The 19,601-nt window shown below is 58.7% G+C and carries 17 protein-coding genes; 9 read left to right on the top strand and 8 right to left on the bottom strand.

The window, feature by feature from the left end; genetic code table 11:
* Positions 1-84 precede the first annotated feature (84 nt).
* Together N6P30_RS18990 and smrA are read left to right on the top strand one after the other, a co-directional pair.
* The gene (locus tag N6P30_RS18990; protein WP_023292606.1) at positions 85-996 is read left to right on the top strand and encodes a LysR family transcriptional regulator; all 912 of its coding nucleotides are present in this window, start codon (positions 85-87) and stop codon (positions 994-996) included.
* A gap of 357 nt (positions 997-1,353) precedes the next feature.
* Complete coding sequence (gene smrA, locus N6P30_RS18985) at positions 1,354-1,917, top strand: DNA endonuclease SmrA (RefSeq protein WP_023292605.1); 564 nt, start codon at positions 1,354-1,356, stop codon at positions 1,915-1,917.
* A 27-nt stretch (positions 1,918-1,944) separates the two neighbouring features.
* Here the strand turns inward: smrA and tcp are convergent, their stop codons facing one another.
* A complete protein-coding gene (gene tcp / locus N6P30_RS18980; protein ID WP_023292604.1) occupies positions 1,945-3,606 on the bottom strand; it encodes a methyl-accepting chemotaxis citrate transducer in 1,662 nt (553 codons plus the stop codon).
* Between the two features lie 143 nt (positions 3,607-3,749).
* Here tcp and N6P30_RS18975 point away from each other — a divergent pair, with 143 nt between their 5' ends.
* The 3 genes from N6P30_RS18975 (at position 3,750) to umuC (ending at position 6,456) form a co-directional block, all read left to right on the top strand.
* Complete coding sequence (locus N6P30_RS18975; protein WP_021241164.1) at positions 3,750-4,616, top strand: aldo/keto reductase family oxidoreductase; 867 nt, start codon at positions 3,750-3,752, stop codon at positions 4,614-4,616.
* Positions 4,617-4,775: 159 nt separating this feature from the next.
* Positions 4,776-5,210: a translesion error-prone DNA polymerase V autoproteolytic subunit gene (umuD, locus tag N6P30_RS18970; protein ID WP_008500532.1), complete on the top strand. Its 435-nt coding sequence runs from the start codon at positions 4,776-4,778 to the stop codon at positions 5,208-5,210.
* Complete coding sequence (gene umuC, locus N6P30_RS18965; RefSeq protein WP_023292603.1) at positions 5,194-6,456, top strand: translesion error-prone DNA polymerase V subunit UmuC; 1,263 nt, start codon at positions 5,194-5,196, stop codon at positions 6,454-6,456. Before umuD ends, umuC begins: the two co-directional genes overlap by 17 nt.
* 7 nt (positions 6,457-6,463) lie before the next feature.
* On the opposite strand, the gene N6P30_RS18960 is transcribed toward umuC, so the two are convergent.
* Positions 6,464-7,360, bottom strand: a complete 897-nt coding sequence (locus N6P30_RS18960; protein WP_023292602.1) for a LysR family transcriptional regulator — start codon at positions 7,358-7,360, stop codon at positions 6,464-6,466.
* 97 nt (positions 7,361-7,457) lie between these two features.
* On the opposite strand from N6P30_RS18960, the gene N6P30_RS18955 reads away from it, so the two are divergent.
* Positions 7,458-8,513, top strand: coding sequence for an SDR family oxidoreductase (locus N6P30_RS18955; protein ID WP_023292601.1), 1,056 nt, complete (start codon positions 7,458-7,460; stop codon positions 8,511-8,513).
* Positions 8,514-8,588: 75 nt separating this feature from the next.
* The gene (locus N6P30_RS18950; RefSeq protein ID WP_008500528.1) at positions 8,589-9,035 is read left to right on the top strand and encodes a hypothetical protein; all 447 of its coding nucleotides are present in this window, start codon (positions 8,589-8,591) and stop codon (positions 9,033-9,035) included.
* A gap of 66 nt (positions 9,036-9,101) precedes the next feature.
* Here N6P30_RS18950 and N6P30_RS18945 read toward each other — a convergent pair whose 3' ends face one another.
* Positions 9,102-10,082 carry an NAD(P)H-dependent flavin oxidoreductase gene (locus tag N6P30_RS18945; RefSeq protein ID WP_023292600.1) on the bottom strand — a complete coding sequence of 327 codons (981 nt, stop codon included), beginning with the start codon at positions 10,080-10,082 and terminating at the stop codon, positions 9,102-9,104.
* Between the two features lie 136 nt (positions 10,083-10,218).
* Between N6P30_RS18945 and N6P30_RS18940 the strand changes: the two genes are divergently transcribed.
* Positions 10,219-11,103, top strand: a complete 885-nt coding sequence (locus N6P30_RS18940; RefSeq protein ID WP_023292599.1) for a LysR family transcriptional regulator — start codon at positions 10,219-10,221, stop codon at positions 11,101-11,103.
* Here the strand turns inward: N6P30_RS18940 and N6P30_RS18935 are convergent.
* Positions 11,075-12,520, bottom strand: coding sequence for a PLP-dependent aminotransferase family protein (locus tag N6P30_RS18935; protein WP_032663644.1), 1,446 nt, complete (start codon positions 12,518-12,520; stop codon positions 11,075-11,077). The two genes, N6P30_RS18940 and N6P30_RS18935, sit on opposite strands and share 29 nt — an antisense overlap.
* A 96-nt stretch (positions 12,521-12,616) precedes the next feature.
* On the opposite strand from N6P30_RS18935, the gene N6P30_RS18930 reads away from it, so the two are divergent.
* Positions 12,617-13,384, top strand: a complete 768-nt coding sequence (locus tag N6P30_RS18930) for an arylamine N-acetyltransferase family protein (RefSeq protein WP_023292597.1) — start codon at positions 12,617-12,619, stop codon at positions 13,382-13,384.
* An 18-nt stretch (positions 13,385-13,402) separates the two neighbouring features.
* On the opposite strand, the gene N6P30_RS18925 is transcribed toward N6P30_RS18930, so the two are convergent.
* The 4 genes from N6P30_RS18925 to N6P30_RS18910 all read right to left on the bottom strand — a co-directional run bounded on the left by N6P30_RS18925 (position 13,403) and on the right by N6P30_RS18910 (position 19,592).
* On the bottom strand, positions 13,403-16,480 hold the full coding sequence (locus N6P30_RS18925; protein WP_023292596.1) for an efflux RND transporter permease subunit: 3,078 nt from the start codon (positions 16,478-16,480) through the stop codon (positions 13,403-13,405).
* Positions 16,477-17,625 (bottom strand): efflux RND transporter periplasmic adaptor subunit, encoded by a 1,149-nt coding sequence (locus tag N6P30_RS18920; protein WP_023292595.1) that lies wholly within the window; start codon positions 17,623-17,625, stop codon positions 16,477-16,479. The genes N6P30_RS18925 and N6P30_RS18920 overlap by 4 nt, the downstream gene beginning before the upstream one ends.
* A 78-nt stretch (positions 17,626-17,703) precedes the next feature.
* Positions 17,704-18,900, bottom strand: coding sequence for a sensor histidine kinase (locus N6P30_RS18915; RefSeq protein WP_023292594.1), 1,197 nt, complete (start codon positions 18,898-18,900; stop codon positions 17,704-17,706).
* Positions 18,897-19,592, bottom strand: a complete 696-nt coding sequence (locus N6P30_RS18910; RefSeq protein ID WP_008500520.1) for a response regulator — start codon at positions 19,590-19,592, stop codon at positions 18,897-18,899. The genes N6P30_RS18915 and N6P30_RS18910 overlap by 4 nt, the downstream gene beginning before the upstream one ends.
* Positions 19,593-19,601: the final 9 nt, after the last annotated feature.

Here is a 19,601-nt window from a genome sequence, read left to right as displayed (position 1 = left end):
TCAGGAATTACCCTCGCACATCCCTTTCCAGTAAAGTAGATGACAGTTTCTTTACTCTGATAAACAACGGTTATCGGTCGGGCTATGTCATTTCAGGTTAAATTCCATCATCTCCGGGCGTTTGTTGAAGTCGCACGTCAGGGCAGCATTCGCGGTGCCAGCAGGACGCTGAATCTTTCGCAGCCGGCGCTGACCAAATCCATCAAAGAGCTGGAGGAGGGCATGGCGGCGCAGCTTTTCGTGCGCAGGAGTAAGGGCGTGGCGTTGACCGAATGCGGTGAGGGCTTTTACCAGCGCGCCCGGTTAATTCTGGAAGAGCTGCGCGCGGCGCAGGATGACATTCGTCAGCGGCAGGGGGAACAGGCCGGGCAGATCAACATCGGGATGGGGGCCAGCGTTTCGCGCAGCCTGATGCCCGCCGTTATTACCCGCTTTCATGCCCAACATCCGCAGGTCAAAGTGCGGATAATGGAAGGGCAGCTGGTGTCGATGATCAACGAATTACGGCAGGGAGAGCTGGATTTCACCATCAATACTTATTATCAGGGACCTTACGATCAGGAATTTACGTTTGAAAAACTCTTTGAGAAGCCATTTGCGGTATTTTGTCGCGAAGGGCATCCGGCAACGGGGGCAACGTCGATTAACGAACTTCTGCATTATAACTGGACAATGCCGACGCCGCGGGGAAGTTATTATAAGCAGTTAGAAGAGGTATTTAGCCATCGCTCGCAAATACCGCGAATTGGTGTGGTCTGCGAAACCTTTTCTTCCTGCATAAGCCTGGTTGCGCAAAGTGATTTTCTAAGCATATTGCCGCAGGAGTTAGGCTGTGACCCGCTTCTGGCGCACCGTCTGGTCATGCTGCCGGTTGTCGAATCGCTTCCAAAAGCAGCATATTATTTAATTCAGCGCCGTGATTCACGTCAGACGCCCCTGGCTGAATCATTAATTACGCAGTTCAGACGGGAAGCGAGGAAAATAATCGTGGCGTGAAAGTGAGATAATAAAAAAAACAGGATCTGCCCGACATCAGACAGATCCTCCAGTACACACAGCAGTGCGTCCTTTCGCCAATCCTGAATATTATATCCATGAAGCAGGTATATTTAGGTATAACACCTTTTCCGCAAAAAGAAAGGATGTCGAGTGTTTGATTTTACGAAAATTTAACACAAATCACTTATTTCATCTTTGCTGAAATTTTAGTTAAGTCGTATTTAAATCCATTTTATAAATACTATATATATTCATCAGGTTAATATTTGCGGCGCATGAGGGCCTGTAACGGTGATTGAGGCCAGTCTCAGGCGCAGGTATAGTACCGTCCTCAGTTGTAGCCGGAGGATATCCATGAACCCTGACGACAAATCCTTTTTTCTTGACGCCATGGAAGATGTCCAGCCGCTGAAGCGTGGCCCGGATATTCACTGGCAGCCCAGCCGCAATACGCGGGCGCGCCAGGAGGTGGAGAGTGAACAGCTGGATAACTTCCTGACGCTGGACTTTCTTGACCTTCTTCCCCTGGAAGAACCGCTGGCGTTCCAGCGCGAAGGGGTGCAGCAGGGCGTTATCGAGAAGCTGCGCTCGGGTAAATATGCCCGCCAGGCCAGCTTAAACCTCCTGCGTCAGCCCGCCGAACGCTGCCGTCAGATGCTCTATTCTTTTATTCGCCAGGCCGGACGTGACGGGTTACGCAATCTGATTATCATTCACGGAAAAGGGCGCGAGCAGAACTCGCATCCTAATGTGGTGCGCAGCTATCTGGCGCGCTGGTTAACGGAGTTCGAGGAAGTGCAGGCCTTCTGCGTGGCGCTGCCGCATCACGGCGGCAGCGGGGCATGCTACGTTTCACTGCGTAAATCCGATGAAGCAAAACAGGAGAACTGGGAGCGGCACGCCAAGCGCAGCCGCTAGCGGGCGATTTCCTCGCCCGCCGGTGATTCAGAAGGTTTCCCAGTTGCTGTCGGTGGCGGCGTTTGCGGTTGCCGGGCGCAACAGCTGAGGCGTTTTCACGCTGGCCGGACGTGGAGCTACCGCTTTTTCTTTGCCGTTCAGACGAAACGCGGCCACCGCCTGGCGCAGCTGTTCGGATTGATCTTCCAGCGCCGCTGCCGCCGTGGCGGACTCCTGCACCAGCGCGGCGTTTTGCTGCGTCACGCTGTCCATCTGCGAAACGGCCAGGCTCACCTGTTCAATGCCGCGGCTCTGCTCGTCAGAGGCAGAGGAAATCTCGCCCATGATATCGGTCACGCGGGTCACGGCGGCGACGATTTCCTTCATGGTGGTGCCTGCCTCGCTAACCTGCTCAGAACCGGTATTCACCCGGCTGACGGAGTTCTCGATAAGCCCTTTGATCTCTTTCGCCGCCTGCGCGCTGCGGCTCGCCAGGGTCCGGACCTCGCCTGCGACAACCGCAAAACCACGCCCCTGTTCCCCGGCGCGTGCCGCTTCCACCGCGGCGTTAAGCGCCAGAATGTTCGTCTGGAACGCGATGCTGTCAATTACGCCGGTAATATGCGCAATTTGCTGCGAACTGTCGGCGATCTCGTTCATGGTGCGAACCACGTTATCCACGACGTGACCGCCGCGCGCGGCCGTTTCAGAGGCGTTTTTCGCCAGCAGCGTGGCCTGACGGGCGTTATCGGAGTTCTGTTTAACCGTCGCGGTCAGCTCTTCCATGCTGGCGGCGGTCTCTTCGAGCGAGGCGGCCTGCTGCTCGGTGCGGGCGGAAAGATCGTTGCTTCCTGCGGCAATTTCGCCTGCGCCGGTGTAGATGGAATCGGTACTTCCGCGTACGGCGCTGACGGTGGTCACCAGCGACTGCTGCATCTCATGCAGGCCTGCGGCCAGCTGACCCATCTCATTGCGGCCCGAGATAGCGATCTCCTGCGTCAGGTCGCCCCCTGCAATGGCGCGAATATGGTCCATAATGGAGTGGAGTGGTTTTAACAGCAGGTGCTGTAAACCCTGCCAGATGACCACCAGAACCGCGATAACGGCCAGCAGAATTGCCGCCAGCGTCCACTGCATCTGCGTGAAGCTGCTCTGGTTCTCTTCGGTTGCGGCCTTCAGCAGGGTGTTGTTTTCGGCGCGCCAGCGGTTATAGACCGCTTCCATATTGTCCTGCGCCTGCTGCGCATCCAGATCGCCATAGGCCTGATAGTTGTCGGCGCGCAGATACTCAATCGATAAACGCATGACTTCGTGCATCTGGTTCCAGGATTTCTGCATCTCGTCGGTCAATGCCGCCTCCTGGCCCTTAACCTGCGGCAGTTTCTGCCACTCTTTGTTATAGGCTTCGGCTTTTGCCAGCGAGTCGCCTGCGGTGCCCAGCAGTTTATTGATCGCCGCCAGGGAAGCCGGGTCACGCTGGTTTTTCAGGTAGCGGATCGCCACGCGGGTGACGGTGACGCGCGTTTTCACCAGCGTGTTCACGCTGTCGCTCAGGCTTTCCTGCTGGGCATTGAGCACGCCGGAGTTCTGGAAGTTATGGCGATCGTTACTGACGGCAGAGTAGAACAACCCTCCCGTGACAACTTGCAGCAGGCAGAATATGGTGAGGGCAAAGATAATACCGGTAATCACGTGCAGATTTTTCAGCATAGCGGTCGTCCGTTAGAGAAGATGCAGGGTTACTTCATTACTATCGTCGTAGAGAATGTAAACTTTAATTAACTCGCGCTTAACTAAGGGGCCCTTTTGGGAACCTGTTGTAAATCCGGATCATTTTTATGAGGAAGGTCAACATGAGCAGCATTGATAAAAGCGGGACATACGCGCTCGGGACGCGGACGGTGAAACGGCTGGGCTACGGCGCGATGCAGCTGGCCGGGCCGGGCGTCTTTGGGCCGCCGAAGGATAAGCAGGCCGCGCTGGACGTGTTACGCGAGGCCGTGGCGGCGGGAGTGAACCACATTGATACCAGTGATTTTTATGGCCCTCATGTCACCAACCAGCTGATCCGCGAGGCGCTTCATCCTTACCGGGACGATCTGACGATCGTCACCAAGATTGGCGCCCGTCGCAACGACAAAGGCGCCTGGCTGCCGGCCTTTTCCGCGCAGGAGCTGACGCAGGCGGTGCATGACAACCTGCGTAATCTGCAGCTGGACGTGCTGGACGTGGTGAACCTGCGGATCATGTTTAGCGCGCACGGGCCAGCGGAAGGGTCGATTGCTGAACCGCTCTCCACCCTGGCAGAATTACAGCAGCAGGGGCTGGTGCGGCATATTGGTTTGAGCAACGTCACGGCCACCCAGGTCGCGGAAGCGCAGAAGATGGTGCAGGTGGTGTGCGTGCAGAACATGTACAACATTGTGAACCGGGGTGACGATGCGCTGGTGGATCTGCTTGCGCAGCAGGGGATTGCGTATGTGCCGTTCTTCCCACTGGGCGGCTTTACGCCGCTGCAATCGTCCGGGCTGAAGGCTGTCGCGGATTCACTGGGCGTCACGGCAATGCAGGTTGCGCTGGCATGGCTGCTGCAGCGTTCTCCGAATATCCTGCTGATCCCGGGCACCTCTTCCGTGGCGCATCTGCGGCAAAACCTCGCGGCGGGAGAACTGCAGCTGCCGCCTGACGCGCTGGAAACATTGAATACGCTGATGGACTGATCGTCACAGGCGCAAAGCCCGACATGTGCTTCCGGGCTTTGCGCGTTTTAAATCTTCTGACACTTCAACGCGTTTGGGTTCGCTTCCGGAAATGACCTTGATCCCTGACCATAATCCGTAATACTGTATTTATATACAGTATATGGCGAGAAAGGCATCATGGACACTCTCTTTTCTTATCAACCAAAACAAATCATTGAACTACCTTTGTTTTTAGAACGTGTTGCCTGTGGGTTTCCCAGCCCGGCGCAGGATTATGTGGAGGATCGTCTCGATCTTAACCGGCTGGCAGTGAGGCACCCCAGTGCGACCTATTTTATCAAGGTGAGTGGAGACTCCATGATTGGCGCGGGGATTGGCGACGGCGATCTGCTGGTGGTTGACCGCTCGTTAAATGCCGAACATGGGGATATCGTTGTGGCGTCGGTCGCCGGTGAGTTTACGGTGAAAGAGCTACAGACGCGCCCGGTTCTGAGGCTGTTGCCACATAACGCCCGCTATCAGCCGATTACCTTTCAGTCCGAAGAGGAGCTGCAGATCTTCGGCGTCGTCACCCACACGCTTAAAACGCATAAACATGTTCGCGCTGGTTGATGTGAACAGCTTCTATGCCTCCTGCGAGAAGGTATTCCGCCCCGATCTGGAGGGGAAGCCCATCGTGGTGGTGTCCAACAACGACGGCTGCATAATTTCACTCTCGCGGGAGGCAAAGCAGTTCGGCATAAAAATGGGTGAGCCCTATTTTAAATTCAAAGAGAAGCTTTTTCCGGCGAGGGTTTACGTCTTCAGTTCGAACTATGCGCTGTATGCCGACCTCAGCAGTCGGGTGATGCAGACGCTGACGGATCTGGCTCCGGCCATAGAAATTTACTCGATTGACGAGGCGTTCGTGAACGTTTCAGGGATCGGTAACTGCATGTCGCTGGACGCGTTCGGACACCAGATGCGCACGCAGGTCTTTAAAAACACGGGTTTAACCGTTGGCGTCGGCATTGCCCCGACAAAAACGCTGGCGAAGCTGGCCAACTATGCGGCGAAACGCTGGGCCAGTACCGGCGGCGTGGTCGATCTGTCGGGCCGCGAGCGGCAGCGTAAACTGCTGTCAAAGGTTCCGGTAGAGGAGGTATGGGGCGTAGGGCGGCGCATCACGAAAAAACTGAATGCGATGGGAATTACCACGGCGCTGGGGCTGGCGGAGGCCTCCTCATGGGTCATTCGCAAACATTTTAACGTGGTGCTGGAGCGTACGGCGCGCGAGCTTCGCGGTGAGCCCTGTCTTGACCTTGAAGAGTACACCCCCACGAAGCAGCAAATCATCTGTAGCCGTTCGTTTGGTCATCGCATTACGCAATATGAAGAGATGCACCAGGCGATTTGCGCCTACGCGGAACGCGCCGCGGAGAAACTGCGCGGCGAGCATCAATACTGTCGTTTTATCAGCGTGTTTGTGCGCACCAGCCCGCATGCGGACAACGAAATTTATTACGGTAATCAGGCTTCGGTCACCCTGATGACGCCCACCAATGACTCGCGGGATATCATCCGTGCCGCCACGGAGGCGCTGGGGCGGATATGGCTCGACGGGTATCGCTATATGAAGGCCGGGGTCATGCTGGCGGACTTTTTCAGCAGCGGTGTCGCTCAGCTTAATCTGTTTGACGACAATCGCCTGCGCGCCAACAGCGCGGCGCTGATGGAGATGATCGACAGCGTCAATCACTCCGGCAAAGGGAAGATATGGTTCGCCGGGCAGGGGATTGAGAAACCGTGGGCCATGAAGCGAGAGATGTTGTCACCGGCCTATACGACGCGGTACGCGGATTTACCGGTGGCGAGGTAAAAGGCGGTTATTTTGTGGCGTTGTGGGTCGCGATCTCAGGCAGTAATTGCTCAATCACGCTGACGACCTTTCTGACGCGCTGCGGAATAAAGCGGGCATCAGGATAAACGGCATAGAGGAAGCGATCGGGTAACCGCCAGTCGGGCAGCACCGGTACCAGCGTGCCCGCCTGCAGAGCCCTGGCCACGAGCGGTCGCTGCATGCCGCCGATACCGATGCCTGACTCCAGCGCCTGCAGCAGCGCCTCGCTGGTGTTGGCACGGAAAACGGTATTCACGTTGACCTCGACCGTTTCCTCGTCAGACATCAGGCGCAGGGGAGCATCCGGCGGAATGCCGCTGAACCGTACGTGTGGCAGCGTCGCCAGTTCGCTGACCGCGTGTACCGCCTGAAAACCGGGAGCGGCAAACAGTGCAGCTTCAATCCGTCCCAGCACGCGAGCCGCGTGCGCCTGCGGAGGCTCGCTGCTCAGCCGTATCGCGACATCCACGCCCTCCGCCACCAGATCGGCAAGGCGGTCATCCAGGGAAAGCATCAGCTGCAGCTCAGGATGCAGGCGCTGTAACGCCAGCAGATGCGGCAAAATGATCTGCCCCAGGCCGCTCGGCAACTGGACATGGACGCGTCCCTGAACGCTATGATCGACAGGATGTAAACGCCTCTCCGCTTCCCCCATGGCGACCAGCACGAGCTGCATATCACGCCGGTAGCGTTCCCCTTGTTCGGTCAGCTTCATCGTACGCGTCGTACGGTGCAGCAGTACCACACCCAGCGATTCCTCAAGCGCCGCGATCTGTTGACTGACGGCGGACTGCTTAATACCGGTCTGACGGGCAGCCGCTGAAAACGAGCCCGCTTCAGCGACGCGCAGAAAGGTAGAAATGGCATTGAGCTTATTATTCATTTAATGATTTTGCTTATAAGTGCCATCGGTTTCATGGGATATCTCCAGAAAAAATAATATATCACACTGCGTCTGTCACCCTTTCCGGAGAAATACCATGAATAATAGGCAGCAACACAACGTCGCCCTGGTCGCGGGCGCCAGCGGCATTGTCGGCAGACAGATGGTCAACACGCTCCTGCACCATCAGTGGCAGGTGATCGGCCTTAGCCGCCATGCCGGGTCGCATCCTGACGGCATTCCGATGGTCAAGATCGATTTACTGGATGAAAAGGACAGCGCCCGGGCGCTGCGCTCCCTGGACGGTACCACCCATCTCTTTTACAGCGCCTGGGCGAACGCGGCGAACTGGGAAGACATGGTTGAGCCGAACGTCACCATGCTGCGTAATCTGGTCAGCATCCTCGAAAAAACGGCACCTTTGCAGACGGTAAGCCTGATGCAGGGGTACAAGGTCTACGGCGCGCATCTGGGACCGTTTAAAACCCCGGCGCGCGAAAGCGATCCCGGCGTACCGGGTGCCGAATTTAACGCCGCGCAGCTTGCGTGGCTCAGCCAGTTTCAGCGGGGAAAGCGCTGGCACTGGAATGCCATCAGGCCGGGCGTGGTAGGGAGTGCGGTACCGGGCAATGCCATGAACCTTGCGCTGAGCATTGCCCTGTACGCCTCCCTGTGCAAGGCGCTGGGTTTACCGTTGCGTTTTCCCGGTTCGGAACAGACCTGGCACAGTATCGTTGACCATACAGACGCCGGGCTGCTGGCCGACGCCACTCTGTGGGCCGCCGCGTCACCTGCGGCACAGAATCAGGCGTTCAACGTGAATAATGGCGATATCTGGCGCTGGAGCGAGCTCTGGCCGCGCATCGCACGCTGGTTTGACCTGGACTCTGCACCGCCGGTGAGGCTGTCATTTCATCAGCTGTTTACGGACTATCGCGGCGTATGGCGCGAGCTTGCCGGAGAGCGGCTGGTGGAAGCGGATATTCTGCAGCTGAGCGACGGGCGGTTTGCCGATTTTGTCTTTAGCTGGAATTACGACATGTTTGGTGACGGGAGCAAGCTGCGCAGGGCGGGCTTTACGCAAATGCAGGCGACGGATGAGATGTTTTTCCACCTGTTCGCGCAGTTGAGAGCCGCGCGGATTATTCCCTGACCGTAAGGGTTGTTGTCATCAACGATCGGCGCGTTATACTCACGCGTTAAAATGAATGTATTGTGGGGCAGGGATATGCACGAAAGTCTAAAAATGATATCAGTCGCTCTGCCCCTCATTGCGCTTCTCATTCTGTTAAGCTTTTTGGTCAGACGCATTCGCCAGGCAAAACGTATCATTTCAGACCGTAACGGGATGAAAAAGATCTCTGCCAGTCCCTCAATATTTGGCGGAAATGCAGGTAAAACCTGGTTTTATGATGACCAGTTTTTATATGAAGTTAAAAACAACGCCACCCGTAAAATTGCGCTGGCTAACATCATTAAAATCAGACCGGGGAATACCGAGATAAACAGCAGACGGGTCTGGATTGTTATTTACCGCGACGGTGTTAATGAAAAACAGGTGCAGTTTTATAACAATCTTACCCTCTGGAATCATAACTTCACGGCTTTTCTGGTAGCGGTAAAACGTGCCAATCCTGACGCTGTGGTTAAAGAACGCGCAATCCTCAATGTGTGAAAAAGAACCGCAGACGGTTTGCGGACGCTGCTCCTGTGCAGCGTCCATAGCATCAGGGTTAAGGGCTTACTCAACCGTTAACGCATCGACAACCTCGGCCACGCTTTTCACGCTGCGGATATTCCCGATCCCCGTGCCGAGCGCGATATACCCTTCATCGGTATTATTTTCCAGCATGCCCAGGCGCAGGCCCCGTAATCCGCCCATCGCCTTGCCCAGCGCTTCGTTGCTTGCGCCAGCTTTATCCATCGCCGCCAGTTTTTTCGCCAGCTTGCCGGGGAGAGAACGATAGTAGTGGGGAACGGTGCGGAAAAGCAGCAGGTCCAGGCCGTTGGCGGCAACAATTTTCTCTTTGACCCCCTGCGGCACGCGGCTTTCTTCGGTACTGATAAAGACCGAACCGGCAAACACGCCTTCCGCCCCTAACGCATGCGCCGCTCTGGCGGTGCGATTATCGGTTATACCGCCCGCCGCCATCACCGGGACGTGCTTCACGGCATCGGCAATCAGCGGCACGATGGAAAAGGTCCCCAGCGCCGTCGCGGGTAGCGTCCCACCCTCGTCAAAACCGGTGGCGACGATGATGTCTGCCCCCATTTCTTCAGCCAGAAGGGTATTTTCCGGCGTGGGATTGATGTCGCGGTAGATAATGGCAATGCCCGCCTCTTTTAACTCATTGAACAGCGCGGGAATAATGCTGCCTTCCCCATAGCCCGTATACACCACGGCCCTGACGCCTTCCTCTTTTACCACCTTAAGAATTGGCCCGGTCCAGACGTCATTAACGGCGGTGGGGATCAGGTTCACGCCGAAGGGTTTTTCGGTCAGCCGTTTGGTTTTCCGAATTTCTTCCCGCATTTTTTCGGCGGTTGCTTCCGGCGTGGAGACCGCGGTATCGGCGGTTAAACCGGCGTTGGGGCCCAGCACGCCGAGTCCTCCGGCATTGCTGACCGCGGCCACTAAACGGGCATCAGTAAGCCAGGATAACGGTCCCTGAATAACGGGCTTTTCGATACCCAGGATCTGACAGATACGGTTATTTTTCATAGCAGACTCTCCCTTACGTTTGAATGAGGGAGAGTGTAGAGAGGAAGATTGTTAGGAAAAATAGCCAAAAACATTCATCACTGTTATAAAATTAATAACAATCATTTTATTCTGCGCGCGGCAAAAAATACCCCTTATGCAAATAAACCTCTTTGAATCTATCCGGATTTTTATTGAAATTGTCGACTCGGGGAGCCTTACCCAGGCGGCGGAAAATCTGCAGGTCCATCGCCCGGCAGTGACCAAAGCGCTGCAGCTTCTGGAACAACACAGCGGCACGCGGCTCCTGCAGCGCACCACGCGTCGGATTAGCCTGACGCCGGATGGGGAAGCCTTTTATCGCCGCAGTAAACCCCTGCTGGCGCAGGCGGACGAATTACTGGAGTCGTTTGGCGCCGATCGACCGATACACGGCCAGCTGCGTGTGGATATGCCCATCTCTTTTGCGGCGCTGCGGGTGATACCCAACCTGCCTGATTTTTATCGTCAGCATCCTGATATCGACATCATCCTGAGCAGTTCTGACCGCCGTCGGGATATGCTGCGGGACGGTCTGGACTGCGTGCTGCGGGTGGGCGAGCTGGACGACGGCGACTATATCGCGCGTAAAATCGGGAACATTAAAATCACGACCTGCGCCAGCCCGGCCTGGCTGGCTGAACACGGTACGCCAGAAACGCTGGAGGATTTACGCAAGCATCAGGCGATTAACTGGATTAACAACAGCAGCAGGCACGTTCAGCCGTGGACGTTTACCACGCCAGAGGGCGTTGCGGAGATCGCGCTACCCGGTAAGCTCGTGGTGGATAACTCCGAGGCCTACATCGCGGCAGGCCTGGCCGGGCTGGGGGTAATGCAGGGAATGAATCTCTTTCTCCAGCCTTACATTGACCGCGGCCTGCTGGTTGAGGTCCTGCCTGAATATCGTTCGCCGGACCGCAAACTGTCACTGCTCTACCCACACCGTCATCTCTCCCGCAAAGTGCGGGTATTTACCGAGTGGCTGGAGAGTCTGGTGTGAAAGCGGCCAGCTCATGGCATAGCGCACCAATCTGCTCCACGGCAGTGAGCAGGCGGGGCGTCGGTTCGTTTGCACAGTTTAGCCGCAGAAAGTGCGTGAGTTCTGCGCCAGGGGAAAACAGGGGGCCGGGGCTGACGCCAATACCCCGCGCCAGCGCGCGGCGATGCACCTCCAGCGCGTTGACCTGCGGAGGAAGTTCGACCCACAGCAGAAAGCCAGCTGCGGGGACGTTTACGCGGGTACCGGGGGGAAAACTGGCCTTGACCCGCACCACGACGGCGGCGATTCCCTCTGCGATCCGCCGCTTTAGCCGCCGCAGGTGACGGTCGTAGTCGCCGTTTGCCAGCATCTCGCTCGTCGCGGCTTCCAGCAGCGGCGCGCCGGCCCAGTCTCCGGCCATGCGGGCCTGCAAGACCTGCGGGTAATAGCGTCCGGCGGCAATCCAGCCTATTCGCCACCCCGGTGCAAGCGTTTTAGACAGGGAGCTGCAGTAAATCACATTCCCGTTCTGGTCGAAGGCTTTGCAGGCCGGAGGACGTTGCCCGTCACCGACCAGGTCACCGTAAACGTCGTCCTCAATCAGAGGAATACCGGCTTCTTCAAGCAGAGCAACCAGTTCCTGCTTGCGCGCGACGGGCATGCTGGCACCCAATGGGTTTTGCACGGTGGGCGAGGCCAGGACGGCCGCGGGACGGTGGCAGCGGATGGCGTCAGCCAGCGGTTCCAGTAACAGACCTTCAGCAGGATCGGTGGGAATTTCTAAGGCCTTCAGGCCTAAATCCTCCAGCAGCAGGAGCGTGCCAAAGTAGGCGGGCTGCTCCACCGCCACCACATCACCTGGCTGACACACGGCCCGCAGGGCCAGGCGCAGCGCCTGCGTCGCGCCTGCGGTAATAATCAGATCGTCCGCGCCGAAGCGGGCTCCCCACTGCGCAGCACGCGCCGCAATCTTGCTTCGTAAATCACGCCTTCCCGGCGGCAGGCTGTAGCTCTGCCCATGCGCGTCCAGACGACGGCCCACGGAGTGTAACGCCCGCTGTAGCGCATCTCCTGGCAGCCACGCGGGATCGGGCAGGGCGGCGCCCAGCGGGATCAGCCGGGCTTCTGCACTGCTGAACAGCGACCGGGCCACGGCGGACATAGTCACGGGCACCGGGCCCGGCGTGGAACGCGCGGGCTCCGCGCGCGGAGGGTGGCTGATCTGGTGGATGTAATAACCTGAACGCGGTCGCGCAACGATCAGCCCTTCAGCCTCAAGGCAGCGAAGGGCCTCCAGCGCCGTCGGAAGGCTCACGTGCTCGCGTTCGGCCAGTTTACGCGCGGAGATCATCCGGTCACCGACTCGCAATGCGCCTGAAGAGAGCGTGAGGCGCAGACGCTCAGCAATCCGGCGATAGTGTGGGGAGGGGGCAGACATGGGTATCTGTTCAGGCTAATTTTCGATAAAACTGACTATACAGCCAATGATGTGCGCCATCTATAGTGTCCGGCATGTTCAGGACAAGGAGGCATTATGCACAGCGATAATTTCGACATTTCCTCGTATTTCAAACGCATAAACTACACCGGACCGGCGGCGGCCGATACGTCCACCCTGCATGCGCTGATGCGTCATCAGCTCTTTTCCGTTCCCTTTGAAAATCTGGACGTGCAGGCGGGGAAAATTGTCTCGCTGGCGCCAGACGACATTGCCGAGAAGGTGTTAAAGAAAGGGCGCGGTGGCTACTGCTATGAGGTGAACGGGCTTTTTGCCATGGCGCTGGAAGCACTCGGCATTCCTTACCGTTTCGTGGCGGCGCGCCCGATGTTCTACCCCGCGCGGCGGCCGAAAACCCATATGGCGCTCATCGCCGAGGTGGAGAGCCGCCAGTGGCTTTGCGATCTCGGGTTCGGCAGCTACGGCATCCGCGCGCCAATGGCGCTGGACACGCTTGATGTGGATATCACCCAGGATTTCGACACGTTTCGCCTGAGCCGCAGCGCGGAGGGCGAGTATCTGCTTGAGGCGAAGGTGGAAGGCGAATGGGCCCGACAATACGGCTTCGATCTCACGCCCCAGGAGTGGATTGATTTCGTTCCGGCAAACTACCTGAACTCGACGCATCCTGATGCTATTTTTGTGCAGAAGCGGGTGGTGGTGCAGCACAGCCCGGAAGGACGCCAGATTTTGCTGGGCGATATGCTGAAAACCATCACGGCGAATGGCACTGAAACGCGGCAGCTGGCGGAGGAGGACATCCGCCATGTCCTGAAAGACCGTTTTGCGCTGACCGCCGCGTAATCGGAGAAAGATGGGGACTCAGCCCGGCCCGTCGGCTGCGGCTTTGCGCTGAGCCCCCCACTGTAACAGCAGGCTAAACGACGCGGGTAACACGGTCAGCGTCACCAGCGTCGCAGCCAGCAGCCCGCCGATAATGGCATAGGCCATTGGACCCCAGAAAACCTGGTGAGAGATCGGGATCATGCCCAGAATGGCGGCGCAGGCGGTCAGACAGATGGGTCTGGCCCGGTGCTCCGCGGCCGCCATAATCGCGGCATCATTTGCCATCCCCTGAGCAAGATTGCTGTCAACCTCGCTAATCAATATCACCGCGTTACGCACGATCATCCCTGCCAGGGCGATGACGCCCAGCAGCGCGACAAACCCCATCGGCGTGCCGCCAGGCAGCATAGCCAGCACGATCCCCGGTAAACCAAACGGGGCCATCAGGAGCGCCAGCAGCATACGGGAATATCGCCGCAGCTGAAGCATCAGCAGCATCAGCATGATGACCAGCGTCACCGGAAGAACGGTAAAGACGGAGCTGTTCCCCTTATCCGATTCGGCAACCGCGCCGCCTTCTTCAATGCTGTAACCTGCGGGCAGGCTCGCGCGCAGTTTATCCACCGCCGGACGCAGCGCGGCGGATACCGCTTCAGCCCTCAGCTCCGGGGCGAGGTCGGTTTGCACCGTGATAAAGGGCACGCGCTGGCGGCGCCAGATGACCGGATCGTCCACGCCCCAGACCGGCGTTGCGACGGCGCTGAGCGGAATTTTTTTACCGTCATTCCCCTGAATCGTGAGCGAGGAGAGGGTGGCGGTGCTGTGACGTGCATCGTCCGTGGCCCGGAGCACCACGTCGACAAGGCGGTCATTATCTCTGATGGACGTGACAACGCTGCCGGACCAGACGGTATTCAGCGTGCGGGCGAGGCTTTCTGACGATATTCCCGCCACTCTGGCCGCCGTCTGATTCACCTTAAGGGTGATGACCCTCTCCGGCTCTCCGGCCGTCTGGTTAACGTCGCGTGAGAACGGGGAGCGGCCAATCGCGTCCGTGAGACGGTTCGCAAGCGCCCGGACCTGCAGATAATCCGGCCCGCTCACCCGGTATTTGATGGGCCAGCCGACGGGAGGCCCCAGCTCAAGGGGCGACACGCGGGTGATGATGTCGCTAAATTGCGTCGCCAGGATCGTGTTGAGCTGTGCGTGCAGACGATCCCGCGCCGCAAGATCCTTCGCGACCACAACCATCTGGGCGATATTTTCATTTTCCAGCAGCACGTCCATCGGCAGGTAAAAACGGACGGCGCCTGAGCCAACGTACGTCGAAAAGCGATCGATATTGCTGTTGTCGGCCAGCGCTTTTTCCAGCTTTTCCACCTCTCTGAGCGTTTCCGGCTGCGACGCGTTGGCCGGAAGCGTCAGGCTGACCAACAACTCGGGCCGGTCCGAGGCGGGGAAAAACTCGCCCTGCATAAACGTCGTGCCGTACGCTGACAGCCCCAGCGCGGCAAGCGCAATCAGTACGGTAGCGAGCCGGTGGCGGAGCGCCAGGCGTAAAAGCCGTCCATACCCGCGCGCGATCCGTCCCGGTCCTGCCGCGTGATGTCTGACTTTTTCCGGCAGCAGCCACGTGCCCGTTAGCGGCGAAAACAGGATCGCGACGGCCCAGGAGCAGAGCAGGGCGATGAGCACCACCGCAAACAGGGAGAAGCAGTATTCACCGGCGCTGGAGGCCGCAAAACCAACGGGAATAAAACCGGCAATCATGACCAGAGTACCGGTGAGCATCGGGAAGGCCGTCGTTTTGAATGCATAGGTGGCCGCGAGTCGACGGGAATCCCCCGCTTCCAGTCGGGAGACCATCGTTTCGACGGCGATCATGGCGTCATCCACCAGCAGGCCCAGGGCAATGATCAGCGCCCCGAGCGAGATACGCTGAAGGCCGATGCCGGCGAGCATCATGCCGACAAACGTCATGGCGAGCACCAGCGGAATGGCCGTCGCCACCACCAGTCCGGCCCGCAAACCCAGCGAGACAAATGAAACCGCCAGCACGATAACAACGGCTTCGATAAGTACCCGGATAAACCCGCTTACCGCTTCACTCACCACCGCTGACTGATCGGCGACTTTCACCATCTCGATACCGTGCGGCAGCCCGGCGCTGAGGGCCGCCATTTTTGCGTTCAGCGCAGCACCGAAACGCAGCATGTTGCCTGTCGGCGCCATCGACACCGCCAGCCCGATAGCCGGTTTGCCGTTCACCCGGTAGGCCGGGGCCGGTGGCTCGGCGATTTCCCGGGTGACGGTGGCAATGTCGGTCAGCGGAATATAGCGATTGTTAACGTGCAGCGTGACGGCGCGCAAACTCTCTTCGGTGGTGAGCGCCCCGCTGACCTTTATCGCCATGTTCTCCTGCCCGGTACGCATCGTTCCTGCCGGGACAACGGCGTTTTGCGCCCGGAGGGCGTTGGCAACGTCCTGAATATCCAGCCCCATCCCGGCCAGGCGTGCCGGAGAAAAGGCGAGAACCCACTGCTCCTGCTGTTCGCCCAGCAGGGTGGTTTTGCCCATATCCGGCAGGGACATGAGTTCGCGCCGTATTGTCTCTGCGCGATCCCGTACCTCCCGCAGGGTGAAGCCTTCGGGAATAAAGGCGTAAATTGTGCCGAACGTGTCGTCAAACTCGTCATCCACGGCAGGACCCTGCACCCCTTCGGGCAGGGACGGCGCGATGTCCTGCATTTTTTTGCGAACCTGATACCAGATATCGGGCACGCTTTGCGGGGGCGTATCGTCACGGAGGTTGACGTGGATAACGGTGCGTCCGGCACGGGTTTCACTTTCGAGATAGTCCAGCCAGGGCGTTTCCTGCAGCTTTTTTTCAAGCGTATCGGTCAGCAGGCGGGTGGTATCCGTCACGGAGGCTCCCGGCCACTGTGCGGAGACGACGGCCGTTTTAATGGTGAATGCCGGATCTTCGTTACGCGGCAGCTTCTCATAGCAGAACACGCCCATCGCAATCACCAGCAGCATGAAAAAGCTGACCATCTGCTGGTTCTTCAGCGCCCAGGCGGAGAGGTTAAATTGGGCTTCCGATCCTGTGTTCATGGCTGAACCTCTCCGGCCATCACCGGCTCGCCGGGTCGTAATGTGCTCACGCCCGCCGTAATCACCCTGTCGCCGGGCTCAAGGCCGGAGGCAATCATGACGGAGGTGGCTGTATAGCCGACGGGCACCACCACGCGCAGCTGTGTCCGCGACTGCGGGGTAATCACAAAAACCGCCGGTTTGTCGCTGGCTCGGGTCAGCGCCGACGCGGGAAGCGCGTACCCGTGCGGGGCGGCGGAGGGCAACGTCACGGTGACGCTGGCGCCCAGCGCCATGGCCCCCGGCGGGTTTTGCAGGGTGGCTCTGACGCGCCACGTGCGGGTCTGAGGATCGGCCTGCGGGGTGATATCCCGCAGTGCGGCAGACGCCTGCACCGACGGGTCGCCGAGCAGGGAAACCTGCAAAACCGCTTTATCCAGAGACGGGATCGCATCGGGCGCGGCAATGTCAAACGCCACGTCGCGGGCTTCCCCGGTCGCCAGCGTCAGCACGGACTGGCCGTCGCTGACAACCTGTCCCGCAGAGGCGCTCACGGCCGTGATGACGCCCGCTTGCGGAGCGATAAGTCGCGTCCAGCCGAGGCTTTCGCGGGCATTTCGCCATGCGGCCTCGCTGCTTTTTAAGCGCGCGCGGGCGACAAGCCAGTCAGCCCGGGCGCTGTCGAGCTGCGTGCGGGCTATCGCGCCCGTTGGCATAAGCTTTTGCATGCGACTGACGTTAAGCGCGGCGACCTGGGCAGAGGCTTTGGCGCCTTCATAGTCGGCCGCTGCGCTGTCCAGCTGGTTTTGCCCGGTCGTATTATCAAGCGTGGCCAGCAGCTGTCCGGCAGTGACCCGGTCGCCAATATCGACGCTACGCGTCAGTATCCGGCCTCCGGTGCGAAAGCTCAGGGTCGTTTCATCGTGGGCATGGATCTCACCGGTTCTTTCCAGCGCGGGAAGGGATTGGGCGGAGCCAACGACGACGTAGCGTACCTTACGCACTGGGTCAGGTTTGTTTTCGTGTTTATCACCGCAGCCGGTCAGCGGAAAAATCGCCAGCGCAAGCAGGGCCAGGGGAAGAAAATGCAGCCAGGAAAGGGTACGCGCCACGCCGTACAAATGATGCAGGCAGTGGCGGAGGGAGAGAAAAAATTCGTCTGACATAACGCCGCTCCATAAAGGGAATGGCGTTATTAAATACGCGCTACGTCGAGAAAGATTCGATGTTCTGTCAAGGCTTTATCAAGAGGGGAGATTTTCATTATCGGACGGATGCCAGGGCAACAAAATGCACACCGCGAGGCCGCCGGTTTCCGGTAATGACGCGCTAATCTCACCCCCATGCGCCTCGCAAATCGCCCGGGCGATGGACAAACCGAGGCCGCTGCCGCCGGAATGCCGCGCGCGGGACTGCTCCTCGCGGCTAAAGCGTTTAAACATTTCCGGTAAGAACTGGGGCGACACGCCCGGCCCGTCATCGGTGAATTCGAGGATGTAATGCCCGCTGGCGTAATGCAGCGCCACCTCAAGGTGGCCGCCTTCGCGTCCGTAACGTAGCGCATTTTCCATGAGGATGGTAACGACCTGCCCCATACGGAACGCATCGCCCCGGAAGGGGCTGGTGTGCGGGTTACGCAGCGTTATCCTGAAATGATGCGCATCCGCCTGGGGCATGATCCAGGCAGCCCGCTCCTGAATCAGCTCATCCAGACAGAACGGCTGATCCTCCAGCACAAGGTTACCCGCGTCTGCCAAAGAGAGAAGGTGGAGCTCGTCGGTGAGGCGGTTGAGGTGCTGGAGCTGTTTCATCACCATGCCCAGCTGCGCCGGGCTGGCATCAAACACGCCGTCTAACATGCCCTGCAGACGCCCGATGGCGGCCGTCAGGGGCGAGCGCAGCTCGTGCGCCATCGCGACGTGCGAGGCGCGGAGCTCTTTCTCATAGCGGGCCAGTTGCCCCGTCATGGAGTTGAAGTCCGCCGCAAAGCTGACCATTTCTGCCGGTGCATCCTTGATGAGCTCTGCCTGACGGCCAAACTGCCCTTCGGCGACATCCTTTGCCGCATCGCGAAGGCGGCTGAACTGCAGCGCCAGCGGGCGGGCGTGTTTGAGCCCCATCACCACAATAAACGGGATCATCACCAGCACCAGCAGGGCCACCGTGACCCAGTCCGCTGAGGCGATGGACGGCGTGGAATAGCTCAGGCCCCACCAGGTATCCACAATCGTGTGGAAGCGGGCCGGATTGGCCTGCGGGTTCTGGCTGAGCGTAAGAAACTCCTGCCGGACCGCTGGCGGCATCCTGCCCATGATCCAGTAGTTCTGGACCGCATAGCGCAGCCACATGCAGGTGGCAATGACGATCACGCTGCCGATAGCCAGCGCCAGGATGCGCGCGCAAATCCAGCGCCACAGAGAGGCGTGCCGGTTTTTTATCATGGCTGTCTGAACCTGTAACCCACGCCGCGCACGTTGATCAGCACGCCGGAAATACCCACAGCTTCGAGTTTTTTACGCAGGTTATAAATATGGGTGTCGACAACGCGCTCCAGCGCCTCGCTTTCCGGCAAACAGTGTTCCAGTAAATACTGGCGGGAAAACGGGTGCGCAGGCGAGCGCAGCAGCGTTGCCAGAAGCGAGAATTCCGTTGGCGTAAGATCGAGCATCACAGGCGCGTCGTCGCCGTTGTCCACGCACGCCACAATGGCGGCGACATCCACCGCCAGCGTTTGCCAGCGAAGGATCTTTTCCTCTGTCTCTTTTTTACTGCTGCGCCGCAGCACCGCCTGCACCCGCGCCACCACTTCGCCCGGATGATAAGGCTTCACCACGTAATCATCGGCACCGTAGCGCAGGGCGCCAATGCGATCGGGAGTATCCCCCATGGCCGTGACCATGATCACCGGCACATCGCTTTTACGACGCAGGCCCGCCAGCACCTCGGTGCCGTTAAGTCCCGGCAGCATGACGTCCAGCAGGATGAGGTCGGGCTTCCACCGCTGCGCCATATCCAACCCGGAAAGACCGTCTCCGGTAATGGTCACGTCGTAATTTTCACGCCGTAAATAGGCTTCGAGCACGCCAGCCGCGTCGGCGTCATCTTCAATAATCAGCACTCTTCTGGATAACATCCGTTCACC

This window comes from Enterobacter sp. PL1, assembly GCF_945957325.1.
Taxonomy (GTDB): Bacteria; Pseudomonadota; Gammaproteobacteria; order Enterobacterales; family Enterobacteriaceae; genus Enterobacter; species Enterobacter roggenkampii.
This window is presented reverse-complemented; position numbering and strand designations above follow the sequence as displayed.

What these genes read in the sequence shown, in the direction of transcription:
- N6P30_RS18990 (WP_023292606.1), top strand. Translation starts at nt 85, where the DNA reads ATGTCATTTCAGGTTAAATTCCATCATCTCCGGGCGTTTGTTGAAGTC.
- smrA (WP_023292605.1), top strand. Translation starts at nt 1,354, where the DNA reads ATGAACCCTGACGACAAATCCTTTTTTCTTGACGCCATGGAAGATGTC.
- tcp (WP_023292604.1), bottom strand. Translation starts at nt 3,606, where the DNA reads ATGCTGAAAAATCTGCACGTGATTACCGGTATTATCTTTGCCCTCACC.
- N6P30_RS18975 (WP_021241164.1), top strand. Translation starts at nt 3,750, where the DNA reads ATGAGCAGCATTGATAAAAGCGGGACATACGCGCTCGGGACGCGGACG.
- umuD (WP_008500532.1), top strand. Translation starts at nt 4,776, where the DNA reads ATGGACACTCTCTTTTCTTATCAACCAAAACAAATCATTGAACTACCT.
- umuC (WP_023292603.1), top strand. Translation starts at nt 5,194, where the DNA reads ATGTTCGCGCTGGTTGATGTGAACAGCTTCTATGCCTCCTGCGAGAAG.
- N6P30_RS18960 (WP_023292602.1), bottom strand. Translation starts at nt 7,360, where the DNA reads ATGAATAATAAGCTCAATGCCATTTCTACCTTTCTGCGCGTCGCTGAA.
- N6P30_RS18955 (WP_023292601.1), top strand. Translation starts at nt 7,458, where the DNA reads ATGAATAATAGGCAGCAACACAACGTCGCCCTGGTCGCGGGCGCCAGC.
- N6P30_RS18950 (WP_008500528.1), top strand. Translation starts at nt 8,589, where the DNA reads ATGCACGAAAGTCTAAAAATGATATCAGTCGCTCTGCCCCTCATTGCG.
- N6P30_RS18945 (WP_023292600.1), bottom strand. Translation starts at nt 10,082, where the DNA reads ATGAAAAATAACCGTATCTGTCAGATCCTGGGTATCGAAAAGCCCGTT.
- N6P30_RS18940 (WP_023292599.1), top strand. Translation starts at nt 10,219, where the DNA reads ATGCAAATAAACCTCTTTGAATCTATCCGGATTTTTATTGAAATTGTC.
- N6P30_RS18935 (WP_032663644.1), bottom strand. Translation starts at nt 12,520, where the DNA reads ATGTCTGCCCCCTCCCCACACTATCGCCGGATTGCTGAGCGTCTGCGC.
- N6P30_RS18930 (WP_023292597.1), top strand. Translation starts at nt 12,617, where the DNA reads ATGCACAGCGATAATTTCGACATTTCCTCGTATTTCAAACGCATAAAC.
- N6P30_RS18925 (WP_023292596.1), bottom strand. Translation starts at nt 16,480, where the DNA reads ATGAACACAGGATCGGAAGCCCAATTTAACCTCTCCGCCTGGGCGCTG.
- N6P30_RS18920 (WP_023292595.1), bottom strand. Translation starts at nt 17,625, where the DNA reads ATGTCAGACGAATTTTTTCTCTCCCTCCGCCACTGCCTGCATCATTTG.
- N6P30_RS18915 (WP_023292594.1), bottom strand. Translation starts at nt 18,900, where the DNA reads ATGATAAAAAACCGGCACGCCTCTCTGTGGCGCTGGATTTGCGCGCGC.
- N6P30_RS18910 (WP_008500520.1), bottom strand. Translation starts at nt 19,592, where the DNA reads ATGTTATCCAGAAGAGTGCTGATTATTGAAGATGACGCCGACGCGGCT.